The 17,979-nt window shown below is 52.2% G+C and carries 17 protein-coding genes; 16 read left to right on the forward strand and 1 reads right to left on the reverse strand.

From position 1 onward, the window contains the following. Positions 1-4: 4 nt before the first annotated feature. Positions 5-286: a hypothetical protein gene (locus tag C1H71_RS20250; protein WP_130108399.1), complete on the reverse strand. Its 282-nt coding sequence runs from the start codon at positions 284-286 to the stop codon at positions 5-7. A 123-nt stretch (positions 287-409) separates the two neighbouring features. Here C1H71_RS20250 and C1H71_RS20255 point away from each other — a divergent pair, with 123 nt between their 5' ends. From C1H71_RS20255 to C1H71_RS20320, 16 genes are all read left to right on the forward strand, one after another. Next, the gene (locus tag C1H71_RS20255; RefSeq protein ID WP_130108400.1) at positions 410-679 is read left to right on the forward strand and encodes a hypothetical protein; all 270 of its coding nucleotides are present in this window, start codon (positions 410-412) and stop codon (positions 677-679) included. Positions 680-773: 94 nt separating this feature from the next. Beyond that, positions 774-1,790, forward strand: a complete 1,017-nt coding sequence (locus tag C1H71_RS20260; RefSeq protein ID WP_130108401.1) for a hypothetical protein — start codon at positions 774-776, stop codon at positions 1,788-1,790. Further along, entirely contained in the window at positions 1,790-2,251 is a 462-nt protein-coding gene (locus C1H71_RS20265; RefSeq protein ID WP_130108402.1) for a hypothetical protein, read from the forward strand. The genes C1H71_RS20260 and C1H71_RS20265 overlap by 1 nt, the downstream gene beginning before the upstream one ends. A gap of 252 nt (positions 2,252-2,503) precedes the next feature. Next, positions 2,504-3,901: a phage tail sheath family protein gene (locus C1H71_RS20270; protein WP_130108403.1), complete on the forward strand. Its 1,398-nt coding sequence runs from the start codon at positions 2,504-2,506 to the stop codon at positions 3,899-3,901. Between the two features lie 13 nt (positions 3,902-3,914). Beyond that, positions 3,915-4,361 carry a phage tail protein gene (locus C1H71_RS20275; protein WP_130108404.1) on the forward strand — a complete coding sequence of 149 codons (447 nt, stop codon included), beginning with the start codon at positions 3,915-3,917 and terminating at the stop codon, positions 4,359-4,361. A 64-nt stretch (positions 4,362-4,425) separates the two neighbouring features. Continuing rightward, a complete protein-coding gene (locus C1H71_RS20280) occupies positions 4,426-4,947 on the forward strand; it encodes a phage tail protein (RefSeq protein ID WP_130108405.1) in 522 nt (173 codons plus the stop codon). Beyond that, positions 4,944-5,105, forward strand: coding sequence for a hypothetical protein (locus tag C1H71_RS20850; RefSeq protein WP_188053778.1), 162 nt, complete (start codon positions 4,944-4,946; stop codon positions 5,103-5,105). Before C1H71_RS20280 ends, C1H71_RS20850 begins: the two co-directional genes overlap by 4 nt. A gap of 11 nt (positions 5,106-5,116) precedes the next feature. Next, complete coding sequence (locus tag C1H71_RS20285) at positions 5,117-5,866, forward strand: CIS tube protein (protein WP_130108406.1); 750 nt, start codon at positions 5,117-5,119, stop codon at positions 5,864-5,866. After that, positions 5,863-7,467: a phage baseplate assembly protein V gene (locus tag C1H71_RS20290; protein ID WP_130108407.1), complete on the forward strand. Its 1,605-nt coding sequence runs from the start codon at positions 5,863-5,865 to the stop codon at positions 7,465-7,467. Before C1H71_RS20285 ends, C1H71_RS20290 begins: the two co-directional genes overlap by 4 nt. Positions 7,468-7,474: 7 nt before the next feature. Continuing rightward, entirely contained in the window at positions 7,475-7,873 is a 399-nt protein-coding gene (locus tag C1H71_RS20295; protein ID WP_130108408.1) for a GPW/gp25 family protein, read from the forward strand. Next, positions 7,870-8,310: a hypothetical protein gene (locus C1H71_RS20300; protein ID WP_130108409.1), complete on the forward strand. Its 441-nt coding sequence runs from the start codon at positions 7,870-7,872 to the stop codon at positions 8,308-8,310. Before C1H71_RS20295 ends, C1H71_RS20300 begins: the two co-directional genes overlap by 4 nt. 18 nt (positions 8,311-8,328) lie before the next feature. Next, complete coding sequence (locus tag C1H71_RS20855) at positions 8,329-10,179, forward strand: hypothetical protein (RefSeq protein ID WP_188053780.1); 1,851 nt, start codon at positions 8,329-8,331, stop codon at positions 10,177-10,179. A 125-nt stretch (positions 10,180-10,304) separates the two neighbouring features. After that, positions 10,305-11,930, forward strand: coding sequence for a baseplate J/gp47 family protein (locus C1H71_RS20305; RefSeq protein ID WP_188053782.1), 1,626 nt, complete (start codon positions 10,305-10,307; stop codon positions 11,928-11,930). An 11-nt stretch (positions 11,931-11,941) separates the two neighbouring features. Further along, entirely contained in the window at positions 11,942-12,562 is a 621-nt protein-coding gene (locus tag C1H71_RS20310) for a hypothetical protein (protein ID WP_130108411.1), read from the forward strand. Then, positions 12,555-14,996 carry a hypothetical protein gene (locus C1H71_RS20315; protein ID WP_130108412.1) on the forward strand — a complete coding sequence of 814 codons (2,442 nt, stop codon included), beginning with the start codon at positions 12,555-12,557 and terminating at the stop codon, positions 14,994-14,996. Before C1H71_RS20310 ends, C1H71_RS20315 begins: the two co-directional genes overlap by 8 nt. Before the next feature lie 12 nt (positions 14,997-15,008). Continuing rightward, on the forward strand, positions 15,009-17,930 hold the full coding sequence (locus C1H71_RS20320) for a hypothetical protein (protein ID WP_130108413.1): 2,922 nt from the start codon (positions 15,009-15,011) through the stop codon (positions 17,928-17,930). Positions 17,931-17,979: the final 49 nt, after the last annotated feature.

Consider the following 17,979-nt stretch of genomic DNA (forward strand, 5'->3'; position numbering starts at 1 on the left):
GGACTCACCCCGCCCCGCCTGCTGGATAAAATCTATATTGCAAAAGATAACCAAAAACACGAACTGACGGCTCTGTATGTCTTAGATGATCGAAGCACTCTTCGCCAATTATTCCCACCAACACCAACACCAACACCAACACCAACACCAACACCAACACCAACACCAACACCAACACCAACACCAACACCAACACCAACACCAACACCAACACCAACACCAACACCAACACCAACACCAATACCTTAAGGCCTTCTTCAAAAACCGCTGGGAAATATTTTTGCATTACTCAGCGCCAATTGGCAGGCCACCCTATCTAGGTACATTAAAGTCATTCCCTGTAAAAGCAGACAAGCCCACGGATGAATTAAACCATCATAAAAACAAATCATTCTGATCGAGAAGTTCAATGACTGACCGCTTTTCCAATTACGACCAAAGGCTCAATGCCATCGAGAACACGCTGGCAGAAGTCGTGCGCCAGCGTGATTCCGAGCAAAAAACACTACGTGAGCTCAGCGAGGTGCTGCATGATTTACGCGATTTACTGGCCGCATGGGAAACCACGCGCGGCGCTTTTAACCTGCTGCGTGCCTTAGGTAATATGGCCCGCTGGTTAATGACTGTAAGCGTAGCGCTGCTCGCGCTTTGGATATGGTTCAGATACAGCCTTAAATAACCTCCTTTTTATACTCAGCCCTTTCCGCACCATTCAGTAAGTCGCCTTAACTCCTCAAGCCCCCTGAACCACCTTCTCACTGACCGAGGTTTCCATGCTAAAAACGCTGCTGCGTCATTGGGCCGATCTCCCATGGCTAAAACGCCATATCCACGATCTGCGTGGTGATTTCCAACGCTTGTTACTGTTAGCGGCAGTTGCTGGCATCACCATGCTGGCGCTCAATCATTTATCCTGGGGCGGCACGCCTGGCGATCTGCTTTCTGCCCTTGCCTTTGTGCTGATCACCATGATTCTCATGATGCATATTTTGCGCAGAGTATTGCTCCCCTTTGTTCAAATGGGCACCTTAGTTCATAAGGCATACGAGGACCCCTTAGCCAGTGCCATTATTTTTGCGGCCGTCATTCTATTTAAAAGTGTGCTGATTCTCTCTTTTGTTCTGCTATTTATTGCCCCCGGCCACGCAAGCAGCCTTCCTGGCGGCCTGCCCGCCCATGCCTACCGCAATCTGCCCATCTTACTGACTGAGCAACAACGCTTCTGGCCGGATCATCCTGCACCTTCCGTACTTGCTGCTCAAGTAGAACAAGAAACCTGCCCCAGCCTGCACTCGGCTCAATGCTGGTCTGAGCGTGCCGAGCTAAAAACATCCAGGGAACACGGCATCGGCCTGGGGCAAATCACTCGTACAGCGCGCTTTGATACTTTATCCGCGCTCAAACGCCAATACGGCGCATTGCTTGCCAACTGGTCGTGGGCGGCCCCCTACAACCCAGCATTACAGGCCCGAGCGCTGGTTTTACAGGATAAACAGTGCTACACCCCAATCCGCGGCACTGCCAACACCAAAGAACACTTGGCCATGTCACTCAATTGCTATAACGCGGGGCCGGGCATGCTGGCCATCAGCCGCAGCCGCTGCGCAGCACAGCGCGGGTGTAAGCCCGATCACTGGTTTGGGCATGTTGAATTAGCCGCTGGGCCCAGCCGCACTACAGGCTATGGCAAGCGATCTTTTTATGCCATTAGCCGCGAATACGTCAGCAATATCATGCTCAAGCGCCGAAATCGTTATCAATTTTTAGATGCGCAATCTGCCAACGTGTAATGAAAATAGCCCTTTTAATTTGCAGCCTATGCCTCTCTTTTGCGGCAGGGTTTCTGTTTGCCCGCGAGCGGGCAATGCAAGCGCAAAAAAAAGAAGTTGCGGTAAAAATAGTTAGACAACAGCAATCAGCTGAAGTAGCCCTGCATGCACTGCGTAAGCAACAAACAGCGCAGCAGCAGCGCCAGGTTTTACAACTTGAACAACTGGAGCAGCAATTTCGTGATTACCGTGAACAGCTTCCGCAGCGGATTATTTTACCTGTTGCTTGGCGCATGCAGCACGACCGCGCCACCCATTTGCCCGCCTCTTCCCCCACCGCCGCCCCAGCTCTTAATCAAGCCGGAGCCACTAATGACCTTGCCGCACTCAGCACAGTCAGCCTTAATTACGCCAGCTGCCTCAGCTGGAGGGAAGCCCTAGAAGGCTGGCAGCAGTGGTATGCCATTGTCAGCACGCAATAAATCATTTCTTCTTAGCGCCATACAAACCCAAAAAACCAGCGCATACACAGAGCGTGAAGTGCACCGCCCCTAATCAGGCAGACTAGGGCTAAGATAGATTCACCACAACGGCTCTTGCCCGTCCCCGGCAACACACTTGCATATTCACAAGTAACCGCCCCGCAATACCCCCTCTATTTATCCCGCCCCTATACCCGGCCTGTCGTTTCACGATGGGCCGGCGTTCCCCGGGGAACAGCAAGGATCATTCGGATGAGCACATACAAAACCCCAGACGTTTATATCAAGGAAGTCCCTTTTTTTGCTTCCTCCGTAGCACAGGTTGAAACCGCTGTACCCGCTTTTATCGGCCTAGTTGAAAAAGCCTACGATAACGACGGCAAAGAAACAACGCCCAGCGCAAGCAATGTCTGCGTTCGCCGTATTACCTCTTTACTGGAATATATTCAGTATTTTGGCCAAGCCAAAAACATTACGGCTACGGTTACAAAAGACGCAATTAGCGCTAACTTGTCGTTTGTTGCCACAACAGGCCATCTCTATGCAATGTATTACGCCATTAACAACTACTTTGCTAATGGCGGTGGTGCTGCATATATTATTGCCGTTGGAACTTACGCTGACACAGACGTAAAAACCAAAAAAGAGCAAATTGATAAGGGCTTGGCCGCGATCGAAAAAATCGATGAAGTCACGCTATTACTGTGCCCCGATGCGGCTCAATTTGAAGACAAAACAATTTACTACGACAGTTTCGCCGTTCCTGCGCTCAGGCAAGCGGAAAAACTACAAGATCGTTTTGTATTAATTGATGTGATTCATGACAAAGAAGTGGCCACGTCAGCAGTAAACTTGCGCGAAAAGGTGCCTGCGCACTCCAGCCTCAAGTATGGCGCCGCCTATTACCCAAAACTAAAAACAACTTTGGCATACCCTTACGCAGACAAAGAAATCAAACTCGAGGGTTTTGCCTATGGCACTGCACCTGACAAGGTAGTAACCCTCGACGCCTTAAAATTAGTCAATGATGCCGAATACGCCCAAGTCAAAGCCTTCCTAACCCAGAAAACAGTCTCCCTGCCACCTTCGGCAGCCATCGCAGGCGTTTATGCCCAAACCGACGCCGCACGCGGTGTATGGAAAGCACCCGCTAATGTAGCACTGGCACAGGTGATCGGGCCTGAAGTACTGATCACTAATGATGATCAAGCTTCGCTCAATGTGGATCCGGTAGCCGGCAAATCAATTAATGCGATTCGCGCCTTTACCGGCAAGGGCACTTTAGTCTGGGGTGCCCGCACGCTGATGGGTAATGATAACGAATGGCGTTATATCAACGTTCGCCGTCTATTCAATACAGTGGAAGAGTCCATCAAAAAAGCCACTTACTTTGCCGTATTCGAGCCCAACACCCCAATGACCTGGCTCAAAGTCAAATCCATGATCGAATCGTATTTGCGTGGAATGTGGCTAGATGGTGCTTTATTCGGTGAAAGTACCGAACAAGCCTTTTACGTGAACATTGGCCTGAATCAGACCATGACCGAAGACGATATCAATAACGGCTTGATGAAAGTAAAAATCGGTCTGGCCGCAGTTCGCCCTGCCGAATTTATTGAGTTGTCTTTCTCTCACAAAACTATTTCCTGATTAGGAGCTGATCATGGCCGTAAAACCTGAAGAAATCGCCAATAACTACCCTATTCCGGTCTATCGCTTTGTTGTGAGCGTGGGCGGGGAATCTTTCTCTTTCTCTGAAGTGTCTGGTCTGGACATCGCGTATGAAACCATTACGTATAAAGATGGCATGGGCAAATTGCATATGCCGGGCCAGCAATCGGATATCAACATCACGCTCAAACGCGGTTTGGTCAAAGCCAAAAGCGAGTTTTACACATGGATTAACAGCATTTCTCTTAACAAAGTTGAGAAACGCGACATTGTGGTCAGCCTGACCGACGCAACGGGTACCACGCCGGTTGTAAGCTGGAACGTTACCAATGCTTTCCCTAAAAAGCTGACCGCTCCAAGCTTTAATGGCGGCTCAAATGAAGTGGCTCTAGAGCAATTAGAGCTGATGGCAGACAACATCTCCATCACCTTTCACTAAAAGTCTGTGAGTTGGCTGGCTGTTCACACAGCCAGCTTTTTCCCCACAAGCAAGGAGTGGCTATATGGCTTTAAGCCTGGGCAAAATCGCAACAAAAGCCGCAAAAGTCAGCAAAGGGATCGGCCAGGGCCTCATCAGCCAGATCCCACCTTTGCCCGCCTATCGTTTCTCTGTCTTTATCAGCGCAGGCCTTGTGCCATTAGCCACCGATATCCGTTTTCAATCCGTCGGCAATTTAGATATTGAGCGGGATGTGAAATGGGAAAGCAATCAGCCCTTCTTAGTCAAAGACGAAACAATCAAAAAATTATCGCTAAAACGGGGTTTAGTCTTTAGCGGTGACGGCAAGCCTTCAATGCTCTCTGCCAGCAATATGGCGCAAATGCATTACTGGAATGAAAGACTTTTACGTTGCGATTTAATGGTCTGCTCAATCGATAGCTTGGGGCTACCCAAAGCAGCGTGGCAAATTGAAAACGCGATATTACGCAAAATAGACTGGGGCACGCTAGATGCATCCCGTAATGACGTGATTATCGAAGAAATGTCCTTCGATTACTGCTATATCCGGCCCTTTACGCTATGACTATTCTGATTCGCGAGCTAAGCGTCCGGGTAGAAATTGACGCCAGAAGCAGCCCTCCGCCTGTTTCCACGGCTCAGGCACAAACTCAGCCCAAAATTCAACAACGACAAGCGCTGCAACAGGCGCTGCGTCAGTGCCAAGAATACAAACGCTGGTAAGGACTCCGCCAATGAACACCCTTACATCCAAAGCCGGAATTGAAAAATTTCTGCCCACAATAAAAATCCAAGCATTCTCTGATGCTGAGCGCATGAAGTCTAAAGAGGTGCTGGAAATTGCCTATTTACCCGACAGCCTTAATGTCGAGATGGGCAATGAATACCGCCAGTCCTCCACTATTGGCGATGCCAGCGGTGGCATGTGTTTTACTGGCAGCAAGAATGCAGAAATGTCGATCACACTGGTGATTCACAAAGTCCATTTTCAAGACGTTCGCAGCTTTAATGACACCACGAATAACTCGGCCAGTGGTCTGCTCAAAAAGCTATATAACCATTTATACAAAGTCGAGGGCAGCTCGCATAAGCCACGCAGCCTCACAATCAGCTGGGGGATGCCGCTTTCATCCAGTAGCAATGGCGCATTTAAGGGCGTGCTGCTTTCGATGAAAGTCAAAGAAAAACATAGCAGCCGGAAGGGCGTTCCCACACACGTAGAAATCGAATGCAAGTTTGGCGAGGCCATTACCAAAAAAGAGCGGGATAAAGAAGCAAAGCTCAACTCGCCCGATTTAACCCATTATCGCCAAGTCGTTGAAGGCGATCGGCTGGATCATAAAACCTGGCAAATTTATGGCGATTCCACGCTCGCCCCACAAGTGGCAAGGTTGAATGGGCTAAATAGCCCGCGTCAGCTGCACGCAGGCCAGGTACTGGAATTCTCCCCATTTAGCAAAACGCTAAGCGGAGGGGCGGCATGAAAGTGGCCCGTATTTCGTATCTGTTAGCTGGCAACACACCGCTAAGCTTAGAAACCATCAGCCATCTGGAGTACGACGCAGGCGCCAACCACCCCAGCCGCGTCAGTATCACGCTTGATGGTGAAAATATAGAAAACACGAGCTGGCCCAAGGGGTATGACACGGCTGAACTGGGAAGCGAAGTCACCCTCAGCATTACCCCGGCAGGAGAAACCAAAGCAGTATCCCTTTTTAAAGGATTTTTGATTGAGCGTCGCTTTCAAATAGAAGACAAACACCCACAAATGCTTTTGGTGGCTTATTGCTCTGCGGTTAAAGCCGGGGAGGGGTTACTCGGCAACGTTAATAATCAGCAAACAGAAAGCAACGACAACAAGCTCATTGAGAAAATACTCAAGGATGCGGGCGTTACCATTAAAACAGGAAACGCCGCCAGCCTAGCTTGCAAACAGCGTATTTTACCCCCCACCAGCCCTTGGAATTTTGCCCGCCACCGTGCTGCAGCAAATGGCTTAGTCCTGATTTCCGGCTTAGAGGGCGTCACGGTCAGCGCCCCCTCTTTTTCTTCTAACCTAAAGGAAATCACTATTGGCCTGTCTTCCATTATCAGCCTCAATTTAGGGGAAGACGCCACACGGCTACTGGCTGAAACAGAAGTTTCTGCATGGGATATCAAAACACAAAAGCTGATTAAATCACCTCCAGCCAAAGCCACAGGTAGAGCGGATAAGGCGGCTAAAAAACTCGGCTTAAAAAAACTGGCATACACACAATCTTCCGCAATCAGCAAGGAAGAATGCGAGGCCGATGCCAAAGCCAGAATTCTGGCGGCTCGGTTGGCCCACCGGCAGGGCAGTGTGGAAATTGAGGGCTATTTTGCCGCAAAAGTGGGCGACAACATCAAAATCATCAAAGCAGGCACCCGTTTTGCAGAGCCGTACTGGATCAGCGGTTTTAATTTATCTGTAGAAAAAAAGAGCGTGCGCACCACCCTGACGCTCGGCATGGAGCCGGAGCGCTACTGGGCACCAGAAGTACTTCCTATCCCGCCGCTGATGTTTGGGAAAATTGCAGATTTTAAAGATGACCCAGATGGATTACTGCGCTTTCAGGTCAAGTTATCCGGTCTAAAAAACGAGGCCTTAGTCTGGGCAAGGCTGGGTACGCCTTTAGCAGGGAATAAAAAAGGGCTGTATTTACCCCCTAAAAAAGACGATGAAGTGGTGGTCGGCTTTATTGGCGACAACTGGAATTGCCCGGTAATTTTAGCTTCAGTCCACAACCCCAAGCAGCTTCCCCCCATCAGCTATGCCAAAGAAATGCCCAAATTTGGATTGGTACTCGAAGAGAAAGGCTTGCAATGGCTGATGGATGAGAAAAGCAAAGAATTAACGCTCTCCGCCGCAGAAAAAAAACCGGCGATCAAACTCTCTGCAGAAAAAGGGCTATCGATAGGCGATGAGAAAAGCACGCTGGTTTTTGATAAAGGCATTGCCATCAAGAGCAAAGATGCAAATGTAAGCATCGAAGGAAAAAAAATCGCCATCAAAAGCGCAAGCAATGTCGAAATAAAAGTATCTGGTTTCGTCAACATCAGCTAAGGCAACGATGAACAACTATCCATTTTTAGGCTCAGGCTGGGCGTTTCCTCCCACCTTTACCGCCCCTGGCGTATCACCACTTATGCATCAGGGCGAGCCACTGATACAGCAAGCCCTGAATTTGATCCTTGGCACCACCCTGGGCGAGCGCGTCATGCGCCCAGATTATGGCTCCCAGCTTGCGCAGCAAATGTTCGGCTCGATTGAGGCATCTACGATTCGCCAGCTGGAGCTCAGCGTGCACGACGCCCTGCTCAATCATGAGCCGCGCATTGATCTAAATAGCGTTATGGCGCAATCGGGAGGCGATGGCTGTATCAATTTACACATTGATTACACCGTGCGGGCAACCAATACCCGCAGCAATATGGTCTATCCGTTTTATTTATCCGAGGCCGTTTTGTGAGCAGTAAACCGGTGTTGTGCACCAGCCAGCAGATCATGTGCAAGCCACAGCTGGGTGCGGCCATACTTTTAGCGCCGGTGATGCTCACACTGAGCAGCAGTGCAAGCAAACTAAAAGTAATGGGCAAACCAGTGGTACTCCAGGGTGACATCGCCAAAGTCAAAATGCCCAGTCCCTATATGGCCGGTGCCTTTGTGATTCCCGGCGCTTTATTGGTACAGGCCGACGCAGAAAAACCCGAGCAGCTCAGTAAAAAACTGAAAGTTGAAAACAAAGCCGTGCTTTTGCAAGCGCCTGTGCCTGTTGTAGGAAAAACCACAGCACCCGCCATGCAGCCCAATCCACCGGGGCCGCCCAAGCCGGATGACCACAGCGAATACAAAGCACCGCAAATTGGTAAAGCGCTTCCTGCGCCCATCAAACTCAAAACCGTCTAAACCTCTCTTAAAGCTGATATGGACCAAGACACGCTCATCTCCCTGTCCTCTACAGGAAGCCTGCAGGATCAGCGCAAGCTGCCCGCGCAGGCTGCCACCCACTTCAGCATTGAAGAACGTAACAGCCTAGACTGGCTCAAACAATGGCAAGACCTTGCCGAGCGCCTACGCTTTTATGCGCCGTCAGGATCCGTTGCGGGCAACTGGGCGGCGCTCTTGCCAGCAAGAGACGACTGGCCAGCACTGGCCGCCTGGCTGGATCATGGCACGGCGCTACCGCCTTTATTAAAACAACGCATTGCCCGCCCGGATCTGGCTTTACTGCTTGCTTTTTTAAAGCTGCAGCGCCATCCCCGTGCCGCCTTTGCCGCACTCACAGAGCAGCATCGCCAGCATTACTACCGGCAGATACTGCATCTGGCCCCCAAGCCTGGCACACCCGATGAAGCAGATTTACTGCTCACCCTAGCCGAAGGCGCAGAGCGCACCGTGCTACCTGCAGGCAGCGTGTTTTCTGCTGGGCTGGATCAGCAGGAAAAAGAATTGCTTTACAGCAGTCTGGATCCCTTACCCCTTTCAGCAGCCAAGCTAAGCCGCGTCATCACCTTGGGCCAAAGTTACGACAGTGATCTAAACGCCCAACTTTGGCAGCGCCATTGCCTCAACGAAGCCACTGGCATTAAATGGCCGGAAGCGGCTTGCGCAGTATTTGGCAGCGACAGGCCCGATGCCAGCAGCACCCTCTTTGCCCCCGGCTTTCGTCTGGTCTCCCCACAGCTTTGGCTATCCGCAGGCAAGCGAAGCATCCATATCTCTTTCTATGGTAATGATGCCCGCAGCTGGATCAGCAAGCTAAGTCCGCTTGGATCTGATACCGGGTTGAGCGATCCTTTTAATCGCTGCTGGCAAGTCAGCGCCAGTACGGCGCAGGGCGAAATGGTGCTGGACAAGGCAATAGTCAGCAGAAAAATTGCAGCGGATGGTGTATACACAGGTCAGGAAAAACTGACCGTTTCATGGCTGCTTGATGAATCCGCAGCGGCCATTGGTACGGAGGAGCAGGCCACGCCTTGGCTCGCCTTCCAGTTACGCACCGGCTCAGGAATCGCCAACCTAGCCAACTGGCAAACACTACAACTGAATGACATGGTGCTGGCGGTAGAATGCGATGGCCTCACCCCAGATGCAGTACGCAGTAACAGCAGTGTGGCCGATATCAGCGCACCCTTTGATGCCTTCCCCGGCCCCATTTCAGCAGGGCACCGCTTGGCTGTTGCGCACAAAGAATGCCTAGTTAAACCCATCTCAAGCCTGCGTCTCGCCTTGCAATGGGAAGAGCGGCCGGCGTCTTTAAATACCCATTACAAAATCTACCGCGACTACCTTAATACAACGGAGCACTCCGTATTAGCAACATGGCCGCAACCCTCCGTACAACTTGCTCAAAGCATCAGCAGCCCTTATCAGGATAAAAATAAAACCATCACCCCATTTTTAGGCACTGACAGAGAAACATTTTCTTTTGCCTTAGAAAAAAAATCAGCCTCATCAGGCTTGCCTGCCTTACCAGAAGCGCTTTCCGCCGATCCTCTTGAATGGCCGCTCTGGTTTGCGCTGGAATACGGCGGCGATCCGCTGGGCCACCAAATAGAAAGAGATGCCAGCACCTGGCTAGCCAGCCGCTTTACCAGCGAAATGCTGAGCTGGAGCCAACAGGCACACCCCCCAAAGCTAAATTACTTTCGATCAGCGCAAGCATTTCTCAAAATGACAACATTCCGCAGAATGCGCTCAAGCACGATCAGAAGTTCTGGAATGGTCTGCCATCCCCAGCTCCAGAGGCTCCAACGATCCAGTGGCTACAGCTAAGCTACGATCAAAGCTTTACCCCATCCGTCTTTGAGCTCGTCGTCAAGGCCAATAGTGAAAAGGAGTACAGCCTGGGGAAAAATCCAAAGCTGGAAGGCAGTACGGATGGAACCCACTGGGTAACTTTGCAAGCACTCACCGCTGCAATATTCATCTTTGACCAAAAAAATAAAACTGCACTATGCACGCTTCCACTTCCTTCGCTCTCCAGCTATAGCCATTATCGTGTCAGTGCCGAAAGTGAATCAGCGCTCATCATTGACTACATGCATTTAGAGGATGGGCACGCGGCCCCACCGCAGCTGCAAACTCTGCCTACCCCCTATACCCCAAGGCTAAGCAAGCTCACTTTGGGCTATAGCAGCAGTGCCAGCCTACGTGAAAACAATATCCAGCTGTGGCAAGCACACCCCATTGGCCTGATCCGGCAAATTGGCTCAGAAAACCCAGCAGAGCCGCTCTCGCCCATCGCCAATTGGGGCAAAGACAGTTGTTTATTTATTGGCATAGAAAATTTGCCCGGCTCGAGCGTGCTCTCGCTGCGCCCTGATCTTATTGCGCAAAATGCCACAGACAACAGCCCTGTAGCCCGCTGGTTTTGCCTTACTGGGCAAAAATGGGTAGAGCTGCAAAGCAGCAAGCAAGGCCAGACCGAAGAACTGGCAAGTATCCTGAGTGATCAAAGCAATGGTTTGCACAATAGCGGCATTGTGCGCTTAAGCCTGCCCGCACTCTGGAAAGATGCTCAGGGGCTCAGCTGGCTGGCCGTGCGGCAAGCGCCCGCAAGTGCGGCCCCCTTTTCACCACCGCAATTTGCGCTCTTACGTGATATCGGGCTTCACGCCGTACGGGTACGTTATCAAGGCCAGAATGATCAGCATCTCGGCCAAGCTTTAGCCGCAGGGCTAATCAGCCAGCAACAGCCACCGCATCCTGCCGTTGCCAGCATCACACAGCCCGCCATGTCTCAGGACGGGCTGCCCAGTGAAAGCGACGACACTTTTGCCGTCCGCGCCGCCGAAAGGCTGGCTCATAAAGGCAGAGTACTCACCGCACGCGATTATGAAAAGCTGGTATTGGATCATTTTCCGAGCGTGGCCATGGTCAAAGCAATTCGCCAGCCACAGGCGGGCAAAACGCGATCAGGCGTGCGTTTGATTGTGGCCCCCCAGCCAGAAAGCGCTGATTTATTGCAACCCCTGCCCAGCCGCAAGTTGCAAGCCGATATTTTGGCCAAAATCCAAACCATTATGCCGCCCGATACGCAGCTTAATATCAGCGCGCCCAGCTATCTGGTTTACCGCTTAAATTGCAATCTGGTGCTCAATCCTGATTATGAAGCGGGCGCAACATTACAAAAGCTCAATCAAAGGCTGATTCAATTTTTATCCCCATGGGCCAATACACAACGCTTAGGCGCTCGCTTTTATCTAAGTGAAGCAAGCGACTTTCTCGCAGCCCAAATAGAAATCAGCCATGTTGTCGCCATTCGTGGCGAGACCAGCCAGGATGGCACGCACTGGCTAAGCAGCCCCAAACCCTGGCTGGAAACCCAAAGCAATATGGAGATCCTAGTCCCAGCCGGCCAGCACCTCTTCCAACAGTTGGCCCACGCTGATGACGTATTTGAAGGGCTGAGCACCACGGCGCTGGAGTTTGATTTCCAAGTTTATCCGGATTTATTACCCATTTCTTCACCGCTCACCGGCATCGGGCAATCCCGTGTTGGTATCAACTTAGCGATTTCGTAACAGGACGCTCTATGACTCACTTTCCCCCCCTACACGCTGACGAAACTCGCCCGGTAACGCCGCTGACTCTGGATACAACATCCATTACCGAGCTAGAAGACATGCAAACCAAAATGAAGCAGCGTTTCGTAAAGGGCAATATCCCTAGCGAAAATGACTTTGCCAAGTTGATCGATCTTGTATTTGACATCAGAAAAACGCTGCCTTATCTGAACAAGCACATTGCTCAACTTGATCAGCTTGAGCAACACCTGGATCAATCCATCGAGCAAGGCCACCATATAGAAACACGCCTCGCTCAACTGACCGAACGTATGCATCTACTAGAAAACCCTGAGCCAGCAGTGATTGAGGCGGCCCCCTTGGCCATAGAGCCAACGCCAGCACCCACTGAGCCCGTCTTAGCAGATGCCCCAGAGGCCGAGCTGATTACACCGCTGATTGAAGAGCCTTCGCCAGCGCTGGCCGAAAACAGCGATGCCGAGTTCACCCCCGCTATCGAAATCGCCGCAGAGCCCGCACCCGAGATTTCAGCAGAAACACTCACCCCGCCAGAAAGCGCCCCCAGCAGCTCTCCGCTGCGCAAGCTTTTAGGCGCACTCGGCAGCCGTAAGGAAAAGAAACGTGGCTGAGCCCGCACAGACCATCGATCCTTCGCTCACTCTGCCCGCCGCTGAGAATTACGCCACGCTAAGAGACGAAGCTGTCGCACTCGTCACCGAGCTAGCGGGCGGGCAGTGGAGCGATATGAATGCTTCCGAGCCGGGGCTCACCCTGCTGGAAACGGCCACCTATGCGCTCAGCGATCTGGGCTATCGGCTAGCTCACCCGCTCACCGATTTATTAGCGCCAAGCCAGGCCAATGAAAGCTGGCAAGCGCTGCCCGATGCAGCAACAGCCCTCTCTTGCCTGCCGGTTAGTCAGGAAGATCTAGAAAAAACACTGGCAGACCACCCGCTACTCAATTCAGCCAAGCTAGCCTCAGCAAACAACGGGCTTTACAAAGTATTGCTTAGCCCGATACGCGTGCTCACTACGGCAGAAGAAACCCAACTTAAAACCGAGCTGTGGCAGCGTTTTCAGGCTCAGCGCCCGCTGGGCACACGCCTGACTAAGATTGACGTCATCTCACCAACGCCACTCAAGCTATTCCCCGTTTTAGAGCTGCAAGCAGGGCAGCCCGTCGAAACCACCCTCGCCAGCCTGCTGATTGCATGGCGCAATGAGCTGGCTTCACCCCCTGTGTATCGCACACCGCAAGCCCTGCTCGCAGAAGGGCAAAGTGGTGATAAGGTATTTAACGGCCCCCTGTTACAGAGCGGCGTAAAAACAAACTCAGCTGAGTATAAAAACGTTTTATTAAGCAGCGAGCTCATACGGCTGGCACACACCTTGCCAGGCATACACCGCTTAAACCAATTGCAATATGGTGAATCAGCCAGCAACCGCAAAGATGCAGACTGGCGCTGGCCTGTTGAGCCAGGCAGCAGCATCTGCCTAGATGAAGAGCACTTAATTGCTTGGTGGAGCGGCCAGATCCCGCAGCCAGCCAGCATCAACAGCCCGCCATTATTGCGTGATGGCCAACAGGTCAGAGCCAATGCTTTGCTATTAAGGCAAGCACTGGAAGCGCAAACGCAGCCTGTTGTCACACCGGCCATCCACAGCCCAGCGGGGCGTTACCGCCAGCTTTCTGATTTTCCGGCTCTAACACAGGATTTACCATCGCTGTTTGGCTTAACCGCCAGCGGCTTATCAGCAGGCGATACACCGGCGCGCCATGCCCAGCAATTACAGCTACAAGCGTATTTGCTGTTTATGGAGCAACTACTGGCTGACCAAAGCGCCCAGCTAGAGAATATTCGCCAGCTGCTGGCTTTGCCTGCGGGCAACTGGCTACAAACGTTACATACGCTCTACAGCCGTATGCTGGGTAGCGAGCTCTTATCGGTGGACGATTGCCATGATTTCTGGCAAGCCGTTTCCAGCCTGCCCCCCACCATACTGCGTCAGCCGGTGCAAAGCGTGCCCACGCTGGCTTATTTGCTAAATGAAGAAGACCGCACGGCCTATCTGCATCAGCAGCAGGCCAGCGTAATTGAAAGTGCTTTCAGCCCGCGCTGGCTGGAGCGCACCCTAAGACGCCTGCAACATTTACTGGCCCGCTTTGGTGAAACACCGCTCGATGATGCCGTACTGCGCTACCGAGGCGTGTTCAGCCATTACAGCCCATGCTTACTTAGTGGCCCCGGCGCATTGCCCTTTACTGAAAGCGAGCTCAGCACCAATTTAGTTCAGCTTAAGCTGGTACTGGATCTGGCCTTTGCACTGCTCACCTTCCCAGAGCTAAGCAGCGCCCGAGGGCAAGGGGCCGACATCATGGCATCGCTCACCAGCCGCAGTGGTGCTGAAAAGCGCGTGGCCAGCCGGCTAGGGATGGTTCTGCAAGACGAAAAACCATTATCACTGGGCAATCGTGAAGGGCTGTATCTGATTGAAGGCACCTTGCTCATCAACAACAGCAACCTCCCGGAAGGGCTGAATGAAAAACTGGCCTCAACCGTATTCTGGGTGCTGCCCGCTTACGGATCACGCTTAGGCGAGCCCAGTTTTCGCCGCCTAGTGGATAGCAGTATTCATACAGAAACCCCGCTGCATCTCACGCCGGAGGTGATTTACCTCAGTGCAGGCCAAATGAATAAGTTTGAAATTTTATACCGGCACTGGCGGGCTCATTTCAGAGAGCTGTCTGAGGATCAACATTTAAATGATTTCCCAGAGGCGCTCCCTGCAGCAGATCCATCCTCAGATATTGAACGCCTGCGGCGCTTTATCTACACCTCAACAGCGCTGCGCGCGCTGCTGCTTTCGGATGAAAAAACCATCCCCGATCCTGATTGGGAACAATGGCGCACCAAAATCGGCATACACCATATTCAGACCGACTTCACCATCGGCTATCCAACCATTGCAAGCCGAAGGACAGTTTCACCATCCGGAAAAATCAACGATCCCGATCACCCCTACGTTGTTGCCATCTCTACCCCTCTCCCTTTGGCCGACTGACAAGGAACCGCCATGCCCCAAGCTAAAAATCAAGCGAAAGCACCCGTCATCATGCAAACCCGGAATGAACTTAAAACCCTGTTTGCCGATAATCGAACCCCCAGCGGGAATGATTTCGATACCTTTATCCAGTCGGCCATTATTCAAAAAGACGACGGCTTTAGCATCAGCCCCACCAATGTGCTGCTGGATCGAGATATCACGCTCAATAAAGACATCAGCATTACCGGCCTAAGTACACTCAATGGCGGGCTTTCCCTGCCTAATCAGTTTGTGGTGGATGCAGACAGCATCGACGCCCATTTGCCTCTTACAGCCAAAGAAGCGGTCAGCCTAGGGAAATCCCTTGAGGTTGGCGGGCTGGCTACACTCAAAGGCGGCTTAAATCTACCCGGCCAGTTTGAAGCCAGCGCCAGCGCAATTCTGGCTCAGCAACCATTCACGGCGAAAGGAAATATCAGCGCAGAAAAAAATCTGGATGTTGTAGGGGCCACCACACTGAGCGGCGGATTAAACCTGCCTGGGCAATTTAAAGTAGATGCCAGCCAGATTTCAGCGCTGCAACCATTTGCAGCCCAAGAGCACCTCAGCGCAGAAAAAAGCCTGAATGTTGCTGGCCTTACCACCCTGCAGGGCGGCTTAGATCTGCCGGAGCAATTTTCAGCAAGCATCGCAGGGATTGTGGCCCACCAGCCCACAACCCATAAAGAGCATGTGACGCTGGATAAAACGCTGACGGTCGCAAAAGAAAGTACCTTTGCCGGAGGCTTGACCATTCCCGGCCAGCTGAAAGCCGACAACACCGGCGTCAGCAGCATTGGCCACTTCACCGCACAAGCCAATGCCTTATTTGAAAAAGACCTTAATATCCAGGGCCTGTTACACAGCGATACGATCACCACCCAAACTGCTGACGCTTCACTCAGGGTACAAGCGCCTCTGACTGTTGCAGGCAAAACCGTTTTAAACAACGGCCTGGCCATGCCAGGCGTAATGAGCGCCAGCGAAGAAGGCATCGCCTTCAATAAAATGCTCACCCTCAATGCGCCAGCCATTTTCAATCAAGAGTTACAGGCAAACAGCCAGCTCACCTTAATGAGCGGGCTGAATATGCCTGGCGAATTTGAAGTCAGCCCTGCAGAAATCACCACCCATCAGCCACTCAAAGCTCGGCACAATATCCATGCAGAGCAAGATTTAACGGTTGAAGGTAAAGCCACCCTCAGGGGCGGCGTATGGAGCGATCAGCTCAGCACGGCTACACCCGGCGCGGCGCTTAATGTAAACGCGCCCCTTTTAGTGAATGGCCTGGCCAAGCTTAATCAGGGGCTGCTTGTACCGGGGCAATTAAGCGCAGATAGCACAGGCGTTACAGCACACGCCAAGCTCTTCGCCAAAGATAATCTGGATGCGGAAAAAGCGCTGAATGTATTCGGCCAGACCACGCTGACTGGCGGCCTGAGCATGCCTGGGCAATTTAGCGCGGATAACACAGGAGTCTCAGCGCACGCCAAGCTCTTTGCCAAAGATAATCTGGATGCGGAAAAAGCGCTGAATGTATTCGGCCAAACCACGCTGACTGGCGGCCTGAGCATGCCTGGGCAATTAAGCGCAGATAGCGCAGGGGTCACAGCGCACGCCCAGCTCTTTGCCAAAGACAATCTAATGGCAGAAAAGGCACTGAATGTATCCGGCCTAGCCACACTGACTGGCGGCCTAAGCATGCCGGGCCAATTTAGTGCCAATGCCGGTGGAGTTGTATCTATCCAGCCTTTTAGCGCCAGCAACAGCTTTGATGCGGCGGGGCTAGCCACCCTGCACGGTGGCTTAAAACTGCCTGAGCAATTTGAAGTTCAAAGCGACGCCATCAACACCTATCTGCCGCTGAATGCCAAAAACGATTTTAATCTTGAAAAAAATCTACAGGTGGTCGGCCACACCACACTGGCTGGCGGCCTGATGTTACCCGATGCCTTCAATATTGACGCGGCGGGCATCACCACCATCAAGCCGCTTACCGCCCAAAGCCAAGTCACGTTTGAAAATACTTTAGTCGTTAAAAACGCGGCCACGCTGGAAGGCGGCCTCACCCTGCCAGAGCAATTCACAGCAGACAGCACCGGCATTACCGCTTACCAGCCCTTTACCGCCAAAGACACCGTCAAGATTGATAAAACGCTAACGGTAAGCGAGAGCGCCATGCTCAATGGCGGCTTTAGCGTCCCCGATGTTCTGACTGCAGACAAAGAACGCGTCAACGTGAATAAGCCGCTGCATATCACCCAGGATAAGGAGCAAGCACCGTTGAAAATCCATGATCCCCTGCGCAACTGCACCCCCTTACTGCTCACCGCAGCGGGTAAAGTGGGCATCAATACCGACACCCCCAATGCACAGCTGCACGTCGTCGCCCCAAGCGGCCACGATGCGCTGCGCCTCGAACATCGCGCCGCCGATGGCAGCTTAAGCCCCGCGCTACTGATTACCCCGCAAGGCCAGCTTGCCCTTGGCAGAAGCACCGCTGAATTCAAGCTGGATATCGCAGGCAATGCACGTATCAGCCAAGAGCTGCAGCTAGACGGCCCACTGAACATCAGCGGCATGGCCACCCTAAAAGGCGGGCTGACTTTACCCGGCCAGTTAGAAGCCAACGCCAGCGGCGTGCTGATCCATAAGCCGCTTGAAATTAAAGATAATCTGCTTGTCAGCGGCAGCGCCCGTTTCGACAACGGGCTGACTCTGCCCGGCCAGTTTGAAGCCAGCGCAGCAGGCGTCAGCGCCAATAAACTGCTCAGCGCAAAAAATGGCTTAATTGTAGAAGGCAATACCACCCTAAGCGGCGAGCTAACCCTACCCGGCCAGCTTGAAGCCAAGGCCAGCGGGCTGACTCTCTACAAACCGCTACTGGTCAAAGAAAGTGTTCACGCCGATTGAAATTTGACCCACCCTGCCGATCGAATTTTGACCCAGGGCCGAGCGTTGC

The sequence above is a fragment of the Iodobacter fluviatilis genome, assembly GCF_004194535.1.
Taxonomy (GTDB): Bacteria; Pseudomonadota; Gammaproteobacteria; order Burkholderiales; family Chitinibacteraceae; genus Iodobacter; species Iodobacter fluviatilis_A.